Genomic DNA, 21,057 nt, shown 5'->3' on the forward strand with positions numbered 1-21,057 from the left:
AGCTTTTAATATTGTAATGAAAGCAGGAACTTATTTCTGAGCCAGGAAATCTTTAACTTTCTCCTTGTGCACGATCTGCTCCTTAAAGGTATAGGCACCTGTTTTGGGGCTGCGGATCGCACGGATCACCTTTGTCCAGTTTTTAGACTCTGCTGCTGCTTTAGCATCTTTAACCTTCGCGTTCTTTGAAGCTGCTTTTGCCATTTTATATTAATTTGAAAATGTGATAGTTTGAAGATTTGAAAATAAATGCACCTCATTTTCAAATTGGTACACTTTCAAATTTTCAACTTTATTTAATTTCTTTGTGAACTGTTACTTTCTTCAGGATCGGATTGAATTTCTTCAATTCCAAACGCTCAGGGTTGTTCTTTTTATTTTTTACAGTAATGTAACGGCTGGTGCCGGGCTGACCGCTGGTCTTGTGCTCTGTGCATTCCAGAATTACCTGTACCCTGTTTCCTTTTGCTTTCTTCGCCATTGTATAATGCTTTAAACTGCTTTAGTTATATTTTTTCGCCTTTAGCACGCAATTGCTTTACTACAGCATACAGACCATTTTTGTTGATGGTACGGATGGCATCTGTAGATAGCTTCAAGGTGATCCATTTGTCCTCTTCTACCAGGTAAAATTTCTTCTTTTGCAAATTAGGCAAAAAACGGCGCTTTGTCTTAATATTGGAGTGAGAAACCTTGTGGCCTCCAATTGGGGTTTTACCTGTAACCTGACATACTCTTGCCATAATGAATAAAAATTTAGGAGTGCAAAGGTAAGTATTCCGCACGGCATTTTATAACAAAACGCCAATTATTTTTTAAAAAACTTCCGTTTCCGGATTTCTCCTCCTGCTTTCACCACCCCTCCATTCCCCGTTGCTGCCGCAAAAGTAATACATAACGGGAAAAATGACAATTAAAAACTTTTTACGATATTGACTATCAACCGTTTAAAAAACACACTCAACTTCCTGTTGCTGCAGTCTTCTTCCGCCTTGATTAATAAAGTGAAAAGTTTAAAAACCGCAGATTCCCGGAGCGCTGTTCCCGCAGCGTTCCTCCTGCCGGGCTGTTGTCCTCAGCAAGCAACGCTGTTTAAAAAACACTATCGCCGTACAGCAACAAAGCAGCTCCTTAATTGTTGTATCACTGGTGGTTGGCTTTATAAAAAACGATTGCGTATTTGGATGAAACGGCATTTTGCCCGTTACCGTAATTCAACTAAATTCGCAATCTCACGATCAAATCTTATTTAATTTTTAAACAGTACATTTTATGGCATATGACGTAGTAGTTGTAGGTAGTGGCCCGGGCGGATATGTAGCCGCTATACGCGCCTCCCAGCTGGGTTTAAAGACCGCAATTATTGAAAAGGAAAGCCTGGGAGGGATCTGCCTGAACTGGGGATGTATCCCCACCAAAGCCTTATTGAAAAGCGCACAGGTTTTTAACGATATTCAGCATGCACAGGAATATGGCATTGAGGCGTCCGGAACACCCAATTTTGAAGCTATCGTAAAACGCAGCCGCGGCGTGGCCGATAAAATGAGCAAGGGCGTACAGTTCCTGATGAAGAAAAATAAAATTGATGTGATCCTGGGATTCGGCACCTTAAAAGCCAAGGGCCAGGTAGAAGTAAAGGGAGCCGACGGAAAGACCACCCTGGTGGAAGGAAAGCACATCATCCTGGCAACCGGTGGCCGCAGCCGCGAATTGCCCGCCCTGAAACAGGATGGTAAAAAGATCATCGGCTACCGCGAGGCCATGGTACTGCCCCAGCAGCCCAAAAGCATCATTGTGGTAGGAAGCGGCGCCATCGGCGTGGAATTCGGCTATTTCTACAACAGCCTGGGTACAAAGGTGACCATCGTTGAATTTTTGCCCCGCATTGTTCCCGTGGAAGATGAGGATATTTCAAAAGAACTGGAAAAGAACCTCAAAAAGCAGGGCATTACCGTTATGACCAGCAGCGAAGTAACTTCTGTGGACACTTCCGGCAACGGCGTAAAAGCAAAAGTGAAAACCGCCACCGGCGAAGCCATCCTTGAAGCGGATGTGCTGCTGAGCGCTGTGGGCGTAGCCGCCAATATTGAAGGCATCGGACTGGAGACCCTGGGGGTAAAGACCGATAAAGGAAAGATCGCCGTAGACAAATACTATAAGACCAATGTAGATGGTGTTTATGCCATCGGGGATTGTGTTCCCGGACAGGCACTGGCGCACGTGGCTTCAAAAGAAGGCATCATCTGCGTGGACAACATCGCCTTTGGAGAAAAGAAATACAACCATCAGCCGGAAGCCCTGGATTACGGCAACGTACCGGGTTGTACCTATTGCTATCCGGAAATAGCCAGCGTGGGCTTTACCGAAAAGCAGGCGAAAGACGCCGGCTACGAGGTTAAAGTGGGCAAGTTCCCCTTGAGCGCCAGCGGAAAAGCAAGCGCTGCCGGACATACCGAAGGTTTTGTAAAAGTGATCTTCGATGCCAAATACGGCGAATGGCTGGGCACCCACATGATCGGGTATAATGTTACCGAGATCATAGCGGAAACCGTTGTGGGCCGCAAGCTGGAAACAACTTATCATGAAGTACTGAACAGCATTCACCCGCACCCCACCATCAGCGAAAGCGTAAAAGACGCTATTGAGGTGGCCTATGGTGAAGCCATTCACTTATAATATTAAAAGATGGGTTTTATGGTCCCGCCCGCTGGCGGGACTTTTTTTATGGACCAAACTGTAGTGCTGCTATCAGCTGTCTTGCGTCGCACTCTTGTGCGGCAGTGCAAAACTGGGCAAACAACAGTGCAGCACCGGGTAATAAATGGATGGTTTTGATAATTACTGGAGAAGGTCGTAAATTTGAAGAACAAATACAAACGTGATGGACATCGCTTCTTATATAGAAATCCGACCTGAGATTATGATGGGTAAGCCAGTGATTAAAGGCACCCGGGTCACTGTTGAGATGATCCTGGAGTCACTTGGTTCGGGCGAGTCTGTTGATAATATCCTTGATTCTTATCCAAGAATAACTAGGGATGCTATCTCCGCTGCGTTGCTTTTTGCGGCCGAAGCACTGAAGACCGAACGAATCTATCCTATAGCGGTATGAAATTTTTAGCAGACGAAGGCGTTGACCGAAGTATCGTAAATTGTTTGCGTGGGCTAAATTTTGATGTATATTATGTCATCGAGGAAATAAGGTCGCTTGATGATAAAACGTTATTGCAAATTGCCACAAAGGAAAAAAGAATCCTTATTACAAGAGACAAAGACTTTGGAGAACTGGTATTTCGCCTCAACCAGGTGCACAGTGGTGTACTCCTGTTAAGATTGGAAGGTTGTACAACACAGGAGCGGGCAGCCATCGTGTGCTCATTAACGGAAAAGTACCAGGATCAATTACCAAACGCCTTCACCGTCATACAAAAGGATGCCATCCGCATCAGAAAATTTTAAATATTTCCTTTCTCTCAAAAAAAAGTCGGAAAAAAATTTGACCCTTACCTTAGGTCATGGAATAGTTTTGCATTTGAAACATGGGTTCAATCATTTTTTATGAAACATCTCTCTGTAAAAGAACTGGCAAAGGCCGCAGGTGTAACGGTGCGCACGTTACACGTATACGACTGTACCGGGCTGCTGAAGCCCGCCCTCCGCACAGAAAAAAAATACCGTTATTACGGCAAAGCGGAGTTGCTGCGACTGCAGCAGATCCTCTTTTATAAAGAGCTGGGATTATCACTTGCCCAAATAGCTGCATTACTGGATGCGCCGGATTTTGACCTGGTGGAAGCGCTTACGGGTCATAAAAAGGCCTTGCAGCAAAAACAGCAGCAGCTTTCAAAAATGATGGAGACCATTGACAAAACCATTTTAAATCTAAAAGGACAAATCAACATGACACACGAAGAATTATATGCCGGTCTGCCAAAGGAGCAGGCACAGCAATGGCGCAGAGAAGCGCTTGAAAAATGGCCGGACCAGGTAAAGCATTCCGAAAAAATGCTCCTGAAAATGAGCAGGGCCGGCTTTGATACCTTGCAGCAAACTTTTAAAAGCGTGAACGAGCAACTGGCAGCGCTGAAGAAAGAAGATCCGAAAAGTCCGCAGGTGCAGCAACTGGTGCAGCAGCACTACGACTGCATTTTAAAATTCTGGGGCAAAACGGACAACATCGCAGCAGCCTATAAAGGATTGGGTGGTCTCTATGTTGCAGATACCCGGTACACTACCGTAAACGGCACCACCGATCCGGAATTTGCGGCGTTTATGAATGCAGCGATGATCCATTTTGCAGATACACAGCTGAAAAGCTGATGCGGCCAATGGCAATCATCTGTGACACAGCATGCAATAAAAAAACAGGCGGAATACTCCGCCTGCTTTTTCCGGTTGAACCGGTGTCTTAAAACCAAACTATCTACCTAAACCAATATTGTAGGCCACTCCTACCCCAATGCTCCCTGCATTGTATTTTTGGGTAGCATTGCCGATGTTGATCTTGCCGTCATCACCGGTAAATACTTTTGTGTAGTGCGCAAACACATTCCAGTTGCGGTTGTGCCAGCCCACTTCAGGCTTTAAATAAAAACCTCCGTCCGGACGGTTCACCCCGCTGTTGCTGGCCACTTTTTCATCGCCGGTGATAAAACCGTATCCCAGGTCGGTACCTACATAAATACCTTTTGCCTGCGGATAGTAGCGGACCAGTGCAGCCACGGGCACTACACCAAAACTATTGTTTTGAAGTGTGGTGTTACCGAGGTCATTGTCCTTACCAAAAAAATGATTGTAACCGGTAGCGATACCAAGTCCCACATGTGGTGTGATCAGGTTCTGATACGACACATCCACTCCTGCATTTGCTGCAGCATTTTCATTAGGCACTGCTACGCCTCCCATTACACCAATTTTAAGGGTGTTCTTCATACTTTGCGCCTGAACAAAGCTAACGGACAGTACGCCCATCGCTGCTGCTAAAATTACCTTTTTCATATTTATAAGATTTATATCCACCATTAATAACAATAAAAAGTCTGACAGGTTTTCAAGAGAACTAAATACTGATTAATTTTTATTTGAACACGTTCTGTCAATCTAGCCTAAAGAAAAAACAATACCAGTTTTTTACCGGCCATCCTGCTGTACTACCCGTTAAAGACGTTGTTCCCATGCACCTGGTTGTAAATCAAGCAAAGGCCGGTTATAAAAAAAGCGTATAAAATTTAACATCTTATGGTTGCTGTTTTTTATAACAAGCATTTGTTCGTTTTCAAAAATTACCGGTTCCCATTTCAATTTTATTTATCTTGTTGTATAAAAAAAGAATGATGATTGCGGATCTCGACCAGCAAAAGCCGGTGAAAAAAAAGAAGCTGTACCAGGTACTCTATTTCCAGGTGATCGTTGCGATTGTGATCGGTATCACTTTAGGACATTTTGCACCGGAGACCGGTAAAAAACTGAAGCCCCTGGGGGATGGTTTTATCATGCTGATCAAGATGATCATTGCGCCGGTCATTTTCCTTACAGTAAGTACAGGCATTGCCGGGATGAACGATCTTAAAAAAGTAGGCCGTGTGGCCGGAAAAGCTTTTCTCTATTTTATCACTTTTTCCACGCTTGCGCTGATCATCGGGCTTATTGTAAGCAATACCGTGCGCCCCGGTGCAGGAATGAATGCCGACCACCGCACCCTTGATGCCAGCGCTATAGCCAAGTATGTGTCGCAGGCAAAGGAACAGACCCTGGAGCATTTTATTTTTGACATCATCCCGCAGACATTGGTCAGTCCGCTTTCCGGCAATAATATATTACAGGTATTATTCGCCGCTATTTTATTTGGAGTAGGCCTGGCGCTCACCGCTGAGAAAAGCAAGATGGTGACCGATTTTTTAAAGGCCGTTACCTATCCTGTTTTCAAGGTAGTGGAGATACTGATGAAGCTGGCACCCGTTGGGGCGCTCGGTGCTATGGCCTTTACCATCGGCGAGTATGGCATCCGCTCCATTATCAACCTGGGTATGCTGGTAGGTACGTTCTATCTCACTTCCGCATTATTTGTGATCCTTGTGCTTGGTGCTGTGGCCCGCTACAATGGTTTTTCCATTTTTAAATTCATACGGTATATAAAAGACGAGCTGTTGCTGGTACTGGGCACCAGTTCCTCCGAAGCGGCACTGCCCACACTGATGCAGAAACTGGAAAAGGCCGGCTGTGCCAAACCGGTGGTGGGGCTCGTTATCCCTACCGGTTATTCCTTTAATCTGGATGGTACCAATATTTATATGACACTGGCCGCCCTCTTCATCGCACAGGCCTGTAATATTCCTTTAACCTGGGAGCAACAGGTGCTGCTGCTGCTGGTGGCCATGCTTAGCTCCAAAGGCGCAGCAGGTGTATCCGGTGCCGGTTTTATCACCCTGGCCGCCACACTGGCCATTGTACCGGAGGTACCCATTGCCGGCATGACGCTGATCCTGGGCATCGACCGTTTTATGTCGGAATGCCGCGCGCTTACGAACCTGGTAGGCAACGGAGTGGCAACAATAGTAGTGGCGAACTGGGAAAAGCAGCTGGACAAAGAACAGCTGGCTGCTGCGCTGGACCAGCCCCAGCCGCCCGCGTCAGCATTACAACAGCCGCCGGCTCATTAGCCATTATCACCGGGCAACCGTGATTATCTCCCGGATTTCATCAAATCTTCATAATCGGCAGCTATGTTTGTGATAGAATAAATTTCACAAGCAAAGAAAGTATCCTGTTGTCAATAAAGGAACAACCAAAATCCGTACCCTACGATAACGGGATCCGACGGCCCGATTTCTTTTTAATCAGTACCTTTATCAGATAGCTTAACCGCTATCTGATATTTTTTCTGTTATGAAAGTCTTTTTTCTTTATCTGTTTTTACTGGGGGGTACGCTGTGGGCTCATACCGCAACAGGCGCATCCCACCGCATCAGAGAAGAGAAAGAACGGGTAATGGCTGCCGATACCATTCCCCCACAGAAAAAGGACGTTCCGGCCCGTGACAAAAATACGGCTGCCCAGAATGTTCCAAAGGGTAAACCTATTAAGGAAGTGCCTAAAGCGAAAAATCAGGCGAAGCCCAAAATGGTAGCTCCTCCTGGACTTAAAATGAAGCCGATAAAGATCATTAAACCCAAAATTAACGGGAAAGGATTGGGCCGATAAAAGAAACGGGTATTGTGAAAAAATTATTTCTTGTTTTACTATATTGTACGGGTGCAGTCCGGCTGTTTGCCCAGGATAGCAGCGACGTACAGCAGGCCGATACCGTAAAGGAAAAAACAACGCTCACGGTTGCCGCACTTTATGGTACAGGCATTGATTACTATGGCCAGACGACAGAGCAACACCTTCCCTATCTTGCATTAAATGCAACCGTGCGGATCCCTGCCGGTCTTTATCTTTCAGCTACCGGCTTTCACCTGTTCTCCGACAGCTTGTTTTTATCCGCCTCCGCACTAAGCCTGGGCTACGGGTTCAGGATCTCTCCCAGGTTAACCGGCGATATCAGCTTTACGCATACCTTTTTCCCTTCAAAATCACCCTTCCTGCAGGCCTCCAGTCCCAACATGGCAAGTGCCTCACTGGGATACGAATACTTCCTGAAAACCGCACTGGATGCAGATCTGGCCTTTGGCGAACAAACGGATTACTTTACCACGCTTTCCAATTCCAAATCCTTTGATTTTAATCTTTCCGGCGGAAGGGCCATTCTTAACTTCACACCGGAGCTGGCGGTAACAGCCGGCACCCAGCAATATTATGAAACCTACCTGGTAGAAAAAGAACACCCGGGAAAGGGAAACGGAAAAGCCAACGGGAACGGAAACGGGAATAAGCCGCTGCCGCCCGGGCAAACCATCGAAACAACCATTGATTATAAAAAATACGGATTGCTTTCTTATAACCTCAAGCTACCGGTGTCCTATAACCGCGCCTCCTATCTTGTAGAAGCGGCATTAAAATTGTCGTTACTGGGCAATAACGCTGTCAATGAAGGCACGGTAAATAGTTTTTTCACTTTAAGTGCTTATTACCAGTTTTAAAAAACCGTTACATGCGCGTACTGATCGTAGAAGATGAACAATCCCTGGCAACAGAAATTGAAGCCGCGCTTCAAAAGAATCATTTTCTTTGCGAGACAGCGCATACGGCAAAGGACGCATTACACCGGACGGATACCGGCAGCTTTGATTTTATTTTACTGGATATTGGTTTGCCGGACCGGGATGGTTTCTGGCTGCTGGAAGAGCTCCGGAAAGACCATACCGAAACGGCCATCATTATGCTCACCGCACGCGGGGAAGTGGAAGACCGTATAAAAGGGCTGGATATGGGCGCCGATGACTACCTGGCAAAACCATTCTCACTGCTGGAGCTTCAATCCCGGATGCAGGCGATCATCCGCAGGAAATTCAAATTAAATGATCAGTCGCTGGAACTGGGCGCTTTTACCATCCATATTAAAAACCGTACCGTTCATTACCGGGAAACGGCCATACCGCTTTCCCGTAAGGAATTTGACCTGCTGAACTACCTGCTGCTGCACAAGAACCGGCCGCTCTCGCGCATGCAGCTCAGCGATCACCTGTGGGGCGATAATGCCGATGACGAATACGATTCCAACTATATCGATGTGCACATCAAGAACATTCGAAAGAAACTCAATGCCTATGCCGATACCGACTGGCTGGAAACCGTACGCGGTGTGGGCTATAAAATAAAAACAGACAAATGAGGCTGCATACCAAGCTCACCCTGTTTGCCGCTGCCGCCACCATTGTGGTGCTGGGGCTTTTTGTGTGGCAGCTGCCTTTCCTCATGCAAAAGATCGCATCAGGCAATACCAATAAAAACCTCGACCAGCAGCGGATAAAAGCATTGAGCGCCATTAAAAAGAATGGGATCGATTATTATTTCCAGGGCGACTCGGCATACGGCAGTTATTCCATGCTTAAGGATGAATACATCTCACTGGAACCTTTTAACCGCTCGTCGGACCTGACCCGGCTGCAGACCGCAGAACGTATTATTGATGGTGACACGATCAACTACCGGATACTCATCGATACCTTCACTACCGAACAGCATACCTACCTGCTGGAGATCGGTAAGAAGATCACCTCCATTGAAGAAGACAGCGTTGCCCTGCAACGGGCTACTGCCGGTGTATTGATCGGGTTAACGCTGATCATGGCACTGATCCAGCTGTTTTACACCCGCTACCTGTTAAAGCCGCTCGGATTCATTATCCGCAGCCGGCTGATCAAAAAAAGCTTCCCGTTCCGCGAACGGCAACGCACCCTGATCACCTCCACCTATGATTTTAAATATCTGGACCAGGCCATCTCCCGGCTGATGCAGCAGGTGAATCATGCCTTTGAAAAGGAAAAAGAATTTACTTCCAATGCCTCCCACGAGCTCATGACGCCTATCAGCATCATGCAAAGCAAGATCGAAAACATCCTGACGGACCCCGGGCTTCCTGCCGGCACGGTGTTAAAACTGGAGGAGACCATGCGCATTATGAAACGGCTGAAAAAGATCGTGAACGCATTACTCCTGATCTCCCGGATCGAGAACGAACAATACAACCGCAATGATACGGTAGCCGTAAAACCCATGATCCGCGAAGTGTTGGAAGAACTGCAGCACCGGGCCGATGAAAAAGACCTGACCGTGGAAGAGCGGATCAGCAGCATCGTAACGCTTCACCATGTGAACAGGGACCTGCTTTTTCAGTTGTTTTACAACCTCATCCATAACGCGATCCGGTACAATACAACAAACGGAAGTATCATCATCAGCGACGAACAGACTCCGCAGGATTACCGTTTATACGTTGAAGACACAGGTATCGGGATCGACCCACATCAACAGGAAGGAATCTTCGACCGCTTCAAAAAAAGCACTACGGAGCGGGAAGGTTTCGGGCTGGGGCTATCAATTGTAAAGTCTATCGCTGATTATCAGCGTATCAGCATTACCGTAACCTCTGAAAAAGGCCGGGGATCGCGGTTTGAGCTGCATTTCTCTTCAACACATCTTACTAAATAAGGCATACCGTTTTCATTTTCCCTTCATAATCGGGTTTTAGTTTCGTACAGCAATATAAAATCCGCTACAATGAAATTCTTATTCCTTACTATGGGAGCAGTTGCTTTATTGGGCAGCGCCTCCTGTTCAAAAAACGAAAATAACAACAATTCAAACGGACAGGCAAAAGTACAGATGATGCTTACCGATGCCCCGGCTACCTATGATGCTGTTTTCCTGGATGTGAAAAGTGTTTCCATCAACAACAGTACCGGTGATGCGGGATGGATAGACTATCCGCTGGATCCCAAATTCAATACCCCGGTCAATATCCTGGATTACCGGAATGGTACTGTGGTGGCAATGGGTGACCCCCTGACATTACCTGCCGGAAAAATTGAGCAGATCCGCCTGGTACTGGGCGACAATAACAAAGTGGTTATCGATGGAGTGGACCACGCATTAACGGTACCTTCCGGTTCCACCAGCGGGTATAAGATCAATTTTCATAAAGAACTGGCTCCCGATGGCGTGTACAAGATCTGGTTGGATTTTGATGCCGCACGCTCGGTACATGAAGCAGGCAAAAGCGGCAAGTATATGCTGAAACCCGTGGTAAAAGCCTTCAGCGAAGAAACCAACGGACAGTTCAGAGGTTATGTAAAACCCCTGGAAGCGAAACCCTGGCTGTATGCACTGAAAGGAACCGATACCGTAGGAAGCGCAATCCCGGCACCCGATGGGTTCTTCCATTTTGTGGGATTGGCGGACGGTGCCTATTCGCTCGGCATCGATGCAGACAGCGCCAGCATGTACCGCGACACGCTTATCAACAATATTAATGTGGTATTCGGCAAAGTGACGGATGTGGGGACCATTACCCTCACAAAATAACAGTGCTCGCATTGTGTCAACCCAACCATCCCGCTTTGTCGGGATGGTTTTTTATTGATAACCAGTACAGATCCCTGCTGCATTATAGCGAATCATGCTGGCGGGCAGGTCCATACAAAAGCAGCAGTTTAATATCTTATCCATTAAGTAAAATATCTTACCCATTTCATCGTAAAAAGCCCTTCTGAAGGAACAAGGAGTTGATTTGTTTGTATATTTACGATCAACGACTGTTCAACTTCAAATTTGCAATTACAATGAAAAAAATGCTACTGGCGATTACGCTGCTTACCGCTTCGCTGCTCCATGCACAGCCCAAACAATTATCGAATGAAACCCCGGACCAAAAAGCAAAACGGATGCAATGGTGGACCGATGCCCGTTTCGGCATGTTCATCCACTGGGGCCTGTACGCACAGGCAGCCCGGCACGAGTGGGTAAAACAACGGGAACAGATCACCACCGAAAACTATCAGAAATACTTTGACCATTTTAACCCGGATGAATTCGATCCGAAGAAATGGGCAAAGGAAGCAAAAGCCGCAGGTATGAAATATGCCGTGCTCACCACCAAACACCATGAAGGCTTTTGTTTGTTTGATTCCAAATACACCGATTACAAGGCCACCAATACACAAGCCAAACGCGACCTGGTAAAAGAATTTGTGGACGCCTTCCGCGCCGAAGGCATCAAGATCGGCTTCTATTATTCGCTGATCGACTGGCACCACCCTGACTTTACCCTCGACCATGTACATCCGCAGCGGCTGGGCAGTGATGCTACAGAAGCCGATTATGCCGCGCTGAACAAAGGCAAGGACATGAGCCGCTACCGCCAGTACATGCAGAACCAGATCAAGGAACTGCTGACCAATTATGGCAAGATCGATATCATGTGGCTCGACTTCTCCTACCCCGGCAAGAACGGAAAGGGGCATGACGACTGGGGATCCATTGAATTATTAAAGCTGATCCGGAAATTACAGCCCGGCATTATTGTAGATAACCGTCTTGACCTTAATGATTATACAGATGGCTATGACTTCGAAACACCCGAACAGGTAAAGCCTTCCGAACTGCTGAAATACAAAGGCAAGTACTGGGAAACCTGCCAGACCTTTTCCGGCTCCTGGGGATACTACCGGGATGAAAATACCTGGAAATCGCACCGGCAATTGCTGGACCTGCTGATCACTTCGGCTGCCAACGGCGGCAACCTGATCCTGAATGTAGGGCCTACCGCCCGTGGTGAGTTTGACTACCGCGCCAATAATGCACTGGACAGTATCGCCTACTGGATGCATGCCAACAACAGGTCTATTTATAACTGTACCTATCCGCCGGATACCTACAAGCTGCCCGAAGGGCTGGACATCAAACAGACCTATAATCCTGAAACAAAACGATTGTACCTGCACCTGTTCACCTATCCCTCCAATTACGGAAAACTGGTATTACCGGGCTATGCAGACAAGATCCAATATGCACAGTTCTTACATGATGCATCAGAGGTCCTTTACAAAACGGAGAATGGAGATATTGTACTGGAACTCCCCAAACAAAAGCCACCTTACGAGATCCCGGTGATCGAGTTGTTTTTAAAATAATACCCGGCAGCGCTGTTCTTAAAATCCCGGGAATGCCCACCGATCGGTACGGAAGGGCAATAATGGAAGCCCGGCACTGCTGAATACATTTCCAATGGCCGTATCGGTAAAACAATACCGGACGGCCATTGGCTTTTTTACCTTCGTATTCCAAACCACGATGGTATCGCCCTGTATAACAGCTTGCGCAGGATAAAAGACCTTATCTGCACCGGCGATCTGTATTTCCGCAAGGGTATCTCCTTTTAATTTCAACCCTGCTTCCGCACCCGATATTTTTATAAATGCCTTTGCCCCTTTTACCGACATGCTTTTATATTCCGGGCTCTTATAGGCGATGCCGGTACGGCCGTAATGATCCGCCAGTGCCCAGTTGGCCAGCCGCAGCCCCACATCGTGTTTGTTCTGCGGATGCACATCGTTTACATTGCCGGTAATATCATTGGTGGCCACCATACCCGTGTGCGGAATAACGCGGCATTGCCATTGCGCTTCCCGAAGCAGGGCGCCCGCATTTATTTTCTTATAGCGGAAAGGCGCCACTTGTACATAATAAAACGGCAATGGCTGCTTCCAGGCAAGGCGCCAGGCATCGATCATCGCCGTAAACAGCGGACGGTAGGTAGCAGCCGCATCCGTATTATTCTCGCCCTGGTACCAGGTAACCCCTGCAATGGTATACGAAACAATGGGAGCGATCATCCCGTTGTAAGCGCTGCCCGGTATAAATGGGCACATGCCGCTGGGCTGTATCAGGGTCGCCGCTTTTTTTAGTACGGGGCTGCTATTTACAATACGGTCCGGTGTCCATACTTCCGCAGCCGTACCGCCCCAGGCCGCTTCAATCAAGCCCACCGGGCCACCCAGTTTTTGCCGGAGATGCTTTCCAAAAAAATAAGCCACCGCGCTGAAGGTCTTCAGTGTATTGCTGTCGCAGACCACCCATTGCCCCCTTACCTGCTCCTGCGGAAAAGCTGCGGTTGTTTTAGGTATGTGAAAAAAACGCAGCTCCTGCCGGTGTGCCTGCGGCAATTCTTTCTGAATGTCCTGTAATCCCCAGCTACCGCTCATTTCCATATTGCTCTGCCCGGCGCAAAGCCATACTTCACCGATCAGCACATTTTCCAGCAGCAGGGTATTTTTTCCCTGTAAGGAAATGGTATACGGTCCGCCCGCGGCGGGTGTCTGTAATTCAATTTCCCATTTCGCATCGCGCGTACCCGTGGTCTCATATACTTTATCATCCCAGGATCCCTTCACCGTGATCTTCTCATAAGGATCGGCCCATCCCCATAGTTTTACCCTGCTTTGCTGTTGCAGTACCATATTGCTTCCAATGATGTCCGGCAGACGGATATCGGCCTTTGCCTGTATCACTCCTGCGATCGCCGGCAGCATCAACAATAACTTTTTCAGGTTCATTTTCCGGGAATATTGAATGAAGGAATGATATAACTGAAAACATGGTAACGCAGTTCGCTCCATTTGCTCTTCAGAGGGAAAGGATGCCCCGGATACAGCTCCTGTTCATCGGGAACATTTTTGATCCGCACGCGCAGGGTGGTACGGTTCTTTGTAAGTGAGGCCGGGATCAGGAACTCATCATCACGCAGGCGCCGGTTGGACGTGCGTACCTCGTACACCCTTTTACCCAGTTCATCCTTGGGCCGCGAGGTCATTGATACATTGGAGCCCGCCAGGTACCATATGCCCACCTTTTTCCAGCTGGTTGCTGCAATTGTTTTTTTACCGGTGGGTACGGCGATATATACTTCAGCCGTTTGATTGGGATAGCCGTAATCCAGTATACGCCGCAGCAATGCACCCTGGTTGTCCTTCCGCAGGCGGATATTAAATTCGGTAGTACCCGTTGTAGTGCGCCCGTCTTCCTTTTGTGCAGGATAGATCTCTTTCCCGATGTATTCTTTATATCCCGGCAGGTTGGGAAGATCGTAACCCCAGGCATGCGCGGGATAGGCATCCGGTCCCCATTCGTACCGCGACTCAATCGTTTCTACCGCAGAAGCCTGTGGTGAATGATAGTTGTGCCGTTGTTCATCGGGCTCATTGCCGATGTCCAGCTGATCCGTCTCCACCAGGGAGGCCGCCGGCAATCCGTACCAGTAGCAAACCGATTCATAATGTTCCTGGGAAACGTTCTCATTGTGCTCAAAGCGGATCACGGCCCGCTTTCCAAAAGGCATTAGGTCCGCCCAGAGAAAGCGGTATGCCGACTGGGTCAGGTCCTTTTCATTTACCGCTTTTTTCTTTTCAATGGCACCGCAGGGATGCCCTGCCAATGGCAGTGTCATGTTCTCTCCGCCCCAGTAATCGCCGCCGCCGGCCCACTCCTCCGTACCCGTACCATAGGCCTGTGGCGTCTGACTGTCATCAAAAAAGAAACGCGGATCACCTTCGAGTGTATTGAGATTGGCATTGTGTGAAAAAATAAACGAGTTACCCAGGAAACTTCCCGACCAGTCCTGCTGCCCTTCCAGCCCCTTTGTATCCAGCCACACCATATCCTGTCCCAGTTCCGGTTTTGGGAAGTCGCGGTAGGTAGCATGAAAATAACTGCTGAGCTCCGGTGTTCCGGCTATCTTTTTTTCATAACGCAGTTCATAGCCTATCGCTCCCGCACCGGAAGGGATACCCGTCAGTTCGATCCGTGCCGAGCGGAAGAACGGCATGGGATAATAGCAGGCCAGTTCTACGATCCCTTTTGCGTAATCGTATCTTATATTGATCGGCAATCCTTTCACCAGGTATTCTTTTTTCTCTCGGTTGAAAAAGGTACCTGCTCCGAAGAACAGACAAAGCGGTGCATCAACGGAAGGCTCCGCGGCCCCGTCCCAGGTCAGTTTCAGCCGTACCCGCTCCAGTTGTTCCGCCTGATCCAGCGGCAACGTCAGCTTCAGCGCCCGGAGCGTAGCAGGTCCGGAGCGCAGTGTAGCCAGAACGGCATGCTCCTGATCACGCTGTATGGTTCCCTTTATTTTCCGGATATCTGCCGGGGCGATATCCGTGCCTGCGCGGTTTACAAAAGTCATCACATCCGCAGGCGGCACCTGTTGCAGGTTCCAGGGGTTGGTCCTGCCCGCCAGCAACCCATTATCCGCATAAAGATGGTAGATATAATATCCCGTACCATAAAACGTTCTTGAATAAGCGATCTGTAACGAATCATTGAACCGCATCGGTATCCAGGAAAGATTAGCCCCCTTGGTAGTGCCCCAGGTCCATGCAAACGGCTCAGGGAGCGCTTTTGCGGGGATATAAGCAGTTGTTTTATATTTTTTAACGGCATCCACCGGATCAGCTGTTGCCGTTTCCTTAACGACGTTATCGGTTCCGTCCACTACAAAATGCCAGGGACTGCCGTGCCAGTGATTGGCCCGGAAGAACCATAACGTGCCATTCCCCTTTACATCCAGCGTTACGTTCTCATCTTCTTTTTTCATAAAAAGAAAATTGGAAGCATCATAACCACCGCCACCACGATCATAGGTGCTGCGCATATAGGCCCTTACACCGATCCGCTGCTGTGGCAGACTGCTCCACATACGGTAAGCATCATAACCGGAGGGCTGTGCGGGCAATGCAGCCCCCTGCCGGTATTGCGCCGTTGCAAAAAACGGCAGCAGCAAAAGGAACCATCCTCGTTTTAAGGTCGAAACATTCATGTTATTACGGTTTTGATACCCATTTTAACGGGGCCAGGTAAAGCCCTTTTTTATCCCAGCCGGTATTGGAAATAAACCAGCCTTCTTTTTTATCATAGATCACTTCCGCAGCATGTACCGGCAGCGTGCAGACCAACTGTTCCGTTGGAAAATAGAGCGGGTCTTTTGACCAGTACACATCGGTACGGTTGTACTCCGTCATTGCCCGGCAGATGAACAGATAGAACAGTCCGTCCTTTTCTACCACAAAAGGACTCTCTGCATCCCCGCCCCAGTCTACCCGGAAAGGCTGTGTATGTACGATCTGCGGACCGCTCCAGTGGTAGAGATCCGGTCCCGTACGCACGGCCACTACGGAACGGAGATCGGTCTCACTGTAGGTACGTGTGTAATAATAGTAATAAGTTCCTTTATATTTCATAATATAGGAATCCCTGGCATGACCTGCATCACTGAATAAGGGGTTCAATGCATGTCGTTCCCAGCGATACAGATCCGCACTGGTGGCCAGGCGCAGTTGCCCCCATGAAGCATAATTGGGTGCATTTTCCTGCATGTTGCCCGTGTTATAGAACAGATAATAACGATCTTTTTCCGTAAAAACATGCGGTGCCCACAATACCCGCTCCACACCGGGTTCCGCCGACATTGCATAGCCCTTGTCCTCCCAGTGTGGCTGTAATAACTTACGTGATGTAATATGAAACAAACGGGTTTCTTTCCAGGGTGCCACGGGCAAATGGTGAATGATACCAAAGGCATGCCAGGAGCCGTCTGCCGCTTTTACAAAGCAATGATCATTGGTGTACCAGGAGCTGTCGCCGCGGGCGGGATCATTATTGGGATCAAACAGATGCACAAAGGATCCGTTGATCTGTGGCACCTCGTAGCGGACCGGTTGTGCAACAACCATATTGCTTCTTATAACAAGCGAGAGCAACACGATCTTTAACGTGTTACTGACTGGTTTTAAAAATTTGCTATTCATTGTTCAGCTTCCTGTTTTTTACCATACCGTTTCACACGAAGTGTCGCCTGCGCCTTATGTCCGGCAAAGCCTTCGATAGCGCAAAGCCGTTCTGCATACGCACCGATCATCGCGCCGGCCTCCGGCGTACAACGCTGATAGGAACAGGTTTTTAAAAACTTGCCTACCCACAATCCGCCGGTATACCGTGCCGCTTTCATCGTAGGCAGGGTATGATTGGTGCCGATGACCTTATCGCCGAAGGCCACATTCGTTTCCGGACCGAGGAACAAGGCCCCGTAATTGGTCATGTGTTCCAGAAAATAAGAAGGATCGGCCGTAAGCACTTCCACGTGCTCATACGCCAGTTTATCGGCTTCGGCCACCGCCTCCGCAAGATCATCTACCAACAGCACCGAACCGTAATCCCGCCAGGCGGCTCCTGCAAGATCCGCCGTAGACAAGGTTTTCAGCTGGCGCTCTATTTCATCCATTGTTTCCCGTGCCAGCTTTTCAGAAGTTGTGATGAGTGCTGCCGGTGAGGTGGGACCATGCTCTGCCTGCCCCAGCAGGTCGCAGGCCACCATCTCTGCATCCGCCGTTTCATCCGCAATCACCAGTACTTCTGTAGGCCCCGCTAGCAGGTCAATGCCCACCCGTCCAAAGAGTTGCCGTTTGGCTTCCGCCACATAAGCATTTCCGGGGCCCACGATCATATCCACCGCAGGGATGGAATCCGTACCGATCGCCATAGCACAAAGTGCCTGCACACCTCCCAGTATATAGATGGCATCGGCTCCTGCAAAGTGCATGGCACAAACGGTGGCTTCCGGTATCTTTCCTTGTATTGGTGGTGTGCAGGCGATCACTCTTTTTACGCCTGCTACTTTGGCCGTAAGCACGCTCATGTGCGCGGAGGCCACCATGGGATAGCGCCCCCCGGGAATATAACAGCCCACACTGTTCACCGGGATGTTCTTATGCCCCAGGAACACACCCGGCAGGGTCTCTACTTCCAGGTCCAGCAGGGCCTTTCGCTGTTGTTCAGCAAAAAAACGGATCTGCTGCTGTGCAAAAAGAATATCGTCCTTTACCTGTTGTGGTGTGCGCTCTATGATCGCCTGTATCTGTTCTGCTGAAAGACGGAAGGATTCGGGTGTCCATTGATCAAGGCCTGCTGCATAGGAACGCACGGCTTCATCTCCGCCGGATTCAATAGCGCGGATCATTTCCTCCACCACCTCTTTTACTTTCGAGTGCTCCTGCTGCAGTTCGGTTACCGCTCTTCCCTGTTTGATAAAACGTGCCATAAATTATTTTTCTTTTTTGATTTTTTTTACTGATCATTTTGTTACGGGCCATTGCTTATTTACCCCAGAGGCGGGTATCATTGCCCTTGCTCTTCCGCCATTCATTGCGCCAGCGATGGATCTCCGACGGTCCGATCAGCGGCATGGGCTTACGCGCCGCAGCATCCGGTATCGGAGGTGTGCGGTCTGCCTTGTCCTGGTACCAGTAAGCCACACTGGCCAGATCGAGCGTTAACACATTATTGCTTCCGTGCTCGATGGTAAACCGCAGCGAGCGGTCGAAATAAACCGGATCGGCAATATGGAACCGGTAGATGTGGGTGCGGCCCAGGAAGCCGATATCCTCATTCACCTTTGCATAGCCGAAATAAGGCGATCCATACGGTTGTTTCGGTGCCCCCCAGGATGTATTAAAATAATCCTCGGTTCCGGTACCGTTCATGGTTGGTAAGGTATCCCCATCGATAAACAACATATCATCTCCTTCACCATACCAGTAGGGCGTGGGCGAATGCACATAATAATTCACGCCTACAAAGTGCCCCTTCCCCTTAATATCCGCAATTACATAGTTGGCCTTACCGTCTTTATTGGGCGGGTTGCCGCCAAACATCCAGTGTTCATTTTCCACGCTGTCCGCAGGCATCGTCAGCTGCTTATTATACCACGCATGAAACCGCCCCGTATGTGGGGGCAGCGTCTTCATTTCCGCATAATCGATGTAAAAATACAATGCATTTATAGTTCTGTCCGTCTGATTTTCAATTTCGATCCGGGCCGCTTTTTCAAAAGGCATGGCAAAATAACTGACCAACCCATTTCCATTGGTGGGCGTGGCTGCCAGCGCCGCCGAAGTAAAAAGGTAGGATTCGTTCCATCCCTGTCCGAAAAAAGGCCCGATGGGCGACTCCACAGAGGGATAGCTATTATCATCCCAGTACATCCGGAGGATCACGTCATTGCGACTGAGCACATTCGGCTCCGGTGAAAGGGTCATCCAGATATGATTGATGATGCCCGTGCCTTTCACATTAAAGATCGTACGTTTTTCCCCGGGCTTTATAGCTCTCAGGTTATCGTTATTATCCCCTGTCTGGTCGTAACTGCTGACCCGCTTCGATTTCACGCCCTGTTTTATTTCAGTCAGGCCCATCAGGTCCTGGGCTGTCACTTGCAGTGAACCAGCCAGCAGCAATAACAGTATGAGATTTTTTTTCATGGTTCCTGTTTTTTGATTCAATCAAAGCAATGACGATTGTTACAAGTGACCGGCGGAACGCGTGCAACACCGCGTATGCGCTCCTCCGTCACGGTGTAAAGCAGATCCGGATAGCCCGGGGCATCATCGCTCGTTACCCCAAAGCTTCGGATCGTTTCCTTTGCTCTTCCGCCACTCATTCCGCCAGCGGTGGATGTCGCCGATATCGATCATCGGCATGGGCTGCCGGGCCTCTTTTGAAGGAATGGCCGGCACTGCATGGGCCTCCGGCTGGTACCAATAGGCCACACTGGCCAGATCCAGCGTCAGTACATTGTTATGTCCGTGCTCAATGCTGAACCGGAATGAAGTGTTAAAGAAAAAAGGATCTGTAATATTGAACCGGTACAAATGCGTCCTTCCCAGCCAACCGATGTCGTTGTTCACCCTTGCATAACCATAATACGGATGCTCATAAATGGATTTCGGGCACCAGGCGGTATTGAAGTAATCTTCCGTACCGGTACCTTTAAGCACCGTGCCCTTTGCCCCATCGATCTCGATCCGGTCATTGCCCTCGCCATACCACATCGGTGTGGGCGAATGCACATAATAATTCACGCCTACAAAATGCCCCTTGCCTTTGATATCCGCGATGAGGTAATTGGCTTCTCCGGTGGTATTGTTACCCGGTTTTCCAAAAATGGCCCATTCGTTTTCGCCTTCGGTCTTTGAGGTTTCGGTAAGCTGCTTATTGTACCAGGCATGAAAGCGCCCGGCCTTTGCCGGCAACTGGTCCAGCGCCACATAATCGACATAATAATAAAAATGACTGATCTCCTTTCCGGCCTGGTTCTCAATTTCAATGCGCGCGCCTTTTGCAAAGGGCATCGAGAAATAACAGACCATGCCTTTCCCGTTCACCGGACTGGCCGACAACGGCAGGGAAGTATAAGTGTAGGACTCATTCCACCCCTGACCGAAAAACGGACCGATAGGTGCAATAACGGATGGTGCCGCATTCCCGTCCCAGTACATTTTCAGGATCACATCATTGCGGCTTAATGCTTCGGGTCCCGGTGCCATGGTGATCCAGATATGATTGATCATACCGGCGCCCTTCACATCAAAGATGGTCCTTGTTTCCTTGTCTGCAATCCTTATAAAATCATTACCGGCACCCGCCGTATCATGACTGCTCACACGTTTGGAAGTCACGCCATCCTGCATCATCGAAAGCGCGGCCAGGTCACTGCTTGTAGTGGTCTGCCCGCAAACCATGCGGGCAAGCAATACTGCCGCAACTATTAATATTCCTGTTCTCATC

22 protein-coding genes are annotated in these 21,057 nt (G+C 48.7%); 12 read left to right on the forward strand and 10 right to left on the reverse strand.

The window, feature by feature from the left end:
• Positions 1-30: 30 nt before the first annotated feature.
• The 3 genes from K7B07_RS01040 to rpmB all read right to left on the reverse strand — a co-directional run bounded on the left by K7B07_RS01040 (position 31) and on the right by rpmB (position 743).
• Positions 31-204 carry a DUF4295 domain-containing protein gene (locus tag K7B07_RS01040; protein WP_018628658.1) on the reverse strand — a complete coding sequence of 58 codons (174 nt, stop codon included), beginning with the start codon at positions 202-204 and terminating at the stop codon, positions 31-33.
• 88 nt (positions 205-292) lie between these two features.
• Positions 293-481, reverse strand: coding sequence for a 50S ribosomal protein L33 (gene rpmG, locus K7B07_RS01045; protein ID WP_114788943.1), 189 nt, complete (start codon positions 479-481; stop codon positions 293-295).
• A gap of 25 nt (positions 482-506) precedes the next feature.
• Complete coding sequence (gene rpmB, locus K7B07_RS01050; protein WP_223706656.1) at positions 507-743, reverse strand: 50S ribosomal protein L28; 237 nt, start codon at positions 741-743, stop codon at positions 507-509.
• A 189-nt stretch (positions 744-932) separates the two neighbouring features.
• Between rpmB and K7B07_RS01055 the strand changes: the two genes are divergently transcribed.
• From K7B07_RS01055 to K7B07_RS01075, 5 genes are all read left to right on the forward strand, one after another.
• A complete protein-coding gene (locus tag K7B07_RS01055; RefSeq protein WP_223706658.1) occupies positions 933-1,253 on the forward strand; it encodes a hypothetical protein in 321 nt (106 codons plus the stop codon).
• A gap of 19 nt (positions 1,254-1,272) precedes the next feature.
• The gene (lpdA, locus tag K7B07_RS01060) at positions 1,273-2,676 is read left to right on the forward strand and encodes a dihydrolipoyl dehydrogenase (RefSeq protein WP_223706660.1); all 1,404 of its coding nucleotides are present in this window, start codon (positions 1,273-1,275) and stop codon (positions 2,674-2,676) included.
• A 205-nt stretch (positions 2,677-2,881) separates the two neighbouring features.
• Positions 2,882-3,112, forward strand: a complete 231-nt coding sequence (locus K7B07_RS01065; RefSeq protein ID WP_223706662.1) for a DUF433 domain-containing protein — start codon at positions 2,882-2,884, stop codon at positions 3,110-3,112.
• Positions 3,109-3,459 carry a DUF5615 family PIN-like protein gene (locus K7B07_RS01070; RefSeq protein WP_223706663.1) on the forward strand — a complete coding sequence of 117 codons (351 nt, stop codon included), beginning with the start codon at positions 3,109-3,111 and terminating at the stop codon, positions 3,457-3,459. Before K7B07_RS01065 ends, K7B07_RS01070 begins: the two co-directional genes overlap by 4 nt.
• A gap of 99 nt (positions 3,460-3,558) precedes the next feature.
• Positions 3,559-4,320 (forward strand): MerR family transcriptional regulator, encoded by a 762-nt coding sequence (locus tag K7B07_RS01075; protein ID WP_223706665.1) that lies wholly within the window; start codon positions 3,559-3,561, stop codon positions 4,318-4,320.
• A 99-nt stretch (positions 4,321-4,419) separates the two neighbouring features.
• On the opposite strand, the gene K7B07_RS01080 is transcribed toward K7B07_RS01075, so the two are convergent.
• Positions 4,420-4,998 carry a hypothetical protein gene (locus tag K7B07_RS01080; protein WP_223706667.1) on the reverse strand — a complete coding sequence of 193 codons (579 nt, stop codon included), beginning with the start codon at positions 4,996-4,998 and terminating at the stop codon, positions 4,420-4,422.
• 332 nt (positions 4,999-5,330) lie between these two features.
• Between K7B07_RS01080 and K7B07_RS01085 the strand changes: the two genes are divergently transcribed.
• The 7 genes from K7B07_RS01085 to K7B07_RS01115 all read left to right on the forward strand — a co-directional run bounded on the left by K7B07_RS01085 (position 5,331) and on the right by K7B07_RS01115 (position 12,572).
• The gene (locus K7B07_RS01085; RefSeq protein ID WP_276225245.1) at positions 5,331-6,659 is read left to right on the forward strand and encodes a dicarboxylate/amino acid:cation symporter; all 1,329 of its coding nucleotides are present in this window, start codon (positions 5,331-5,333) and stop codon (positions 6,657-6,659) included.
• Between the two features lie 226 nt (positions 6,660-6,885).
• Complete coding sequence (locus K7B07_RS01090) at positions 6,886-7,200, forward strand: hypothetical protein (RefSeq protein ID WP_223706669.1); 315 nt, start codon at positions 6,886-6,888, stop codon at positions 7,198-7,200.
• A 14-nt stretch (positions 7,201-7,214) separates the two neighbouring features.
• Complete coding sequence (locus K7B07_RS01095; protein ID WP_223706671.1) at positions 7,215-8,081, forward strand: hypothetical protein; 867 nt, start codon at positions 7,215-7,217, stop codon at positions 8,079-8,081.
• 11 nt (positions 8,082-8,092) lie between these two features.
• Positions 8,093-8,773, forward strand: a complete 681-nt coding sequence (locus K7B07_RS01100; protein ID WP_223706673.1) for a response regulator transcription factor — start codon at positions 8,093-8,095, stop codon at positions 8,771-8,773.
• Positions 8,770-10,092 carry a sensor histidine kinase gene (locus K7B07_RS01105; protein WP_223706675.1) on the forward strand — a complete coding sequence of 441 codons (1,323 nt, stop codon included), beginning with the start codon at positions 8,770-8,772 and terminating at the stop codon, positions 10,090-10,092. Before K7B07_RS01100 ends, K7B07_RS01105 begins: the two co-directional genes overlap by 4 nt.
• Positions 10,093-10,161: 69 nt before the next feature.
• Positions 10,162-10,965 carry a DUF4382 domain-containing protein gene (locus K7B07_RS01110; RefSeq protein ID WP_223706676.1) on the forward strand — a complete coding sequence of 268 codons (804 nt, stop codon included), beginning with the start codon at positions 10,162-10,164 and terminating at the stop codon, positions 10,963-10,965.
• Positions 10,966-11,222: 257 nt separating this feature from the next.
• The gene (locus tag K7B07_RS01115) at positions 11,223-12,572 is read left to right on the forward strand and encodes an alpha-L-fucosidase (protein ID WP_223706677.1); all 1,350 of its coding nucleotides are present in this window, start codon (positions 11,223-11,225) and stop codon (positions 12,570-12,572) included.
• Positions 12,573-12,590: 18 nt separating this feature from the next.
• On the opposite strand, the gene K7B07_RS01120 is transcribed toward K7B07_RS01115, so the two are convergent.
• From K7B07_RS01120 to K7B07_RS01145, 6 genes are all read right to left on the reverse strand, one after another.
• Positions 12,591-13,994 (reverse strand): sialate O-acetylesterase, encoded by a 1,404-nt coding sequence (locus K7B07_RS01120; protein ID WP_223706679.1) that lies wholly within the window; start codon positions 13,992-13,994, stop codon positions 12,591-12,593.
• Positions 13,991-16,255 carry a DUF2961 domain-containing protein gene (locus K7B07_RS01125; RefSeq protein WP_223706681.1) on the reverse strand — a complete coding sequence of 755 codons (2,265 nt, stop codon included), beginning with the start codon at positions 16,253-16,255 and terminating at the stop codon, positions 13,991-13,993. Before K7B07_RS01125 ends, K7B07_RS01120 begins: the two co-directional genes overlap by 4 nt.
• A gap of 4 nt (positions 16,256-16,259) precedes the next feature.
• Positions 16,260-17,243, reverse strand: a complete 984-nt coding sequence (locus K7B07_RS01130) for a glycoside hydrolase family protein (RefSeq protein WP_223706683.1) — start codon at positions 17,241-17,243, stop codon at positions 16,260-16,262.
• Complete coding sequence (gene hisD / locus K7B07_RS01135) at positions 17,240-18,532, reverse strand: histidinol dehydrogenase (RefSeq protein WP_223706686.1); 1,293 nt, start codon at positions 18,530-18,532, stop codon at positions 17,240-17,242. The genes K7B07_RS01130 and hisD overlap by 4 nt, the downstream gene beginning before the upstream one ends.
• 55 nt (positions 18,533-18,587) lie before the next feature.
• Positions 18,588-19,751, reverse strand: a complete 1,164-nt coding sequence (locus K7B07_RS01140) for a glycoside hydrolase family 172 protein (RefSeq protein ID WP_223706688.1) — start codon at positions 19,749-19,751, stop codon at positions 18,588-18,590.
• Between the two features lie 123 nt (positions 19,752-19,874).
• The gene (locus tag K7B07_RS01145) at positions 19,875-21,056 is read right to left on the reverse strand and encodes a glycoside hydrolase family 172 protein (protein ID WP_223706690.1); all 1,182 of its coding nucleotides are present in this window, start codon (positions 21,054-21,056) and stop codon (positions 19,875-19,877) included.
• Position 21,057: the final 1 nt, after the last annotated feature.

This window comes from Niabella beijingensis, assembly GCF_020034665.1.
GTDB classification, from domain to species: Bacteria; Bacteroidota; Bacteroidia; order Chitinophagales; family Chitinophagaceae; genus Niabella; species Niabella beijingensis.

Excerpts from the sequence above, each read along its gene's own strand:
- K7B07_RS01115 (WP_223706677.1), top strand. The coding sequence starts at position 11,223 with ATGAAAAAAATGCTACTGGCGATTACGCTGCTTACCGCTTCGCTGCTC.
- K7B07_RS01085 (WP_276225245.1), top strand. The coding sequence starts at position 5,331 with ATGATGATTGCGGATCTCGACCAGCAAAAGCCGGTGAAAAAAAAGAAG.
- rpmB (WP_223706656.1), bottom strand. The coding sequence starts at position 743 with ATGGCAAGAGTATGTCAGGTTACAGGTAAAACCCCAATTGGAGGCCAC.
- K7B07_RS01075 (WP_223706665.1), top strand. The coding sequence starts at position 3,559 with ATGAAACATCTCTCTGTAAAAGAACTGGCAAAGGCCGCAGGTGTAACG.
- K7B07_RS01070 (WP_223706663.1), top strand. The coding sequence starts at position 3,109 with ATGAAATTTTTAGCAGACGAAGGCGTTGACCGAAGTATCGTAAATTGT.
- K7B07_RS01105 (WP_223706675.1), top strand. The coding sequence starts at position 8,770 with ATGAGGCTGCATACCAAGCTCACCCTGTTTGCCGCTGCCGCCACCATT.
- K7B07_RS01080 (WP_223706667.1), bottom strand. The coding sequence starts at position 4,998 with ATGAAAAAGGTAATTTTAGCAGCAGCGATGGGCGTACTGTCCGTTAGC.
- K7B07_RS01040 (WP_018628658.1), bottom strand. The coding sequence starts at position 204 with ATGGCAAAAGCAGCTTCAAAGAACGCGAAGGTTAAAGATGCTAAAGCA.
- K7B07_RS01140 (WP_223706688.1), bottom strand. The coding sequence starts at position 19,751 with ATGAAAAAAAATCTCATACTGTTATTGCTGCTGGCTGGTTCACTGCAA.
- K7B07_RS01120 (WP_223706679.1), bottom strand. The coding sequence starts at position 13,994 with ATGAACCTGAAAAAGTTATTGTTGATGCTGCCGGCGATCGCAGGAGTG.
- hisD (WP_223706686.1), bottom strand. The coding sequence starts at position 18,532 with ATGGCACGTTTTATCAAACAGGGAAGAGCGGTAACCGAACTGCAGCAG.
- K7B07_RS01145 (WP_223706690.1), bottom strand. The coding sequence starts at position 21,056 with ATGAGAACAGGAATATTAATAGTTGCGGCAGTATTGCTTGCCCGCATG.
- rpmG (WP_114788943.1), bottom strand. The coding sequence starts at position 481 with ATGGCGAAGAAAGCAAAAGGAAACAGGGTACAGGTAATTCTGGAATGC.
- K7B07_RS01065 (WP_223706662.1), top strand. The coding sequence starts at position 2,882 with ATGGACATCGCTTCTTATATAGAAATCCGACCTGAGATTATGATGGGT.
- lpdA (WP_223706660.1), top strand. The coding sequence starts at position 1,273 with ATGGCATATGACGTAGTAGTTGTAGGTAGTGGCCCGGGCGGATATGTA.
- K7B07_RS01110 (WP_223706676.1), top strand. The coding sequence starts at position 10,162 with ATGAAATTCTTATTCCTTACTATGGGAGCAGTTGCTTTATTGGGCAGC.
- K7B07_RS01130 (WP_223706683.1), bottom strand. The coding sequence starts at position 17,243 with ATGAATAGCAAATTTTTAAAACCAGTCAGTAACACGTTAAAGATCGTG.
- K7B07_RS01090 (WP_223706669.1), top strand. The coding sequence starts at position 6,886 with ATGAAAGTCTTTTTTCTTTATCTGTTTTTACTGGGGGGTACGCTGTGG.
- K7B07_RS01100 (WP_223706673.1), top strand. The coding sequence starts at position 8,093 with ATGCGCGTACTGATCGTAGAAGATGAACAATCCCTGGCAACAGAAATT.
- K7B07_RS01125 (WP_223706681.1), bottom strand. The coding sequence starts at position 16,255 with ATGAATGTTTCGACCTTAAAACGAGGATGGTTCCTTTTGCTGCTGCCG.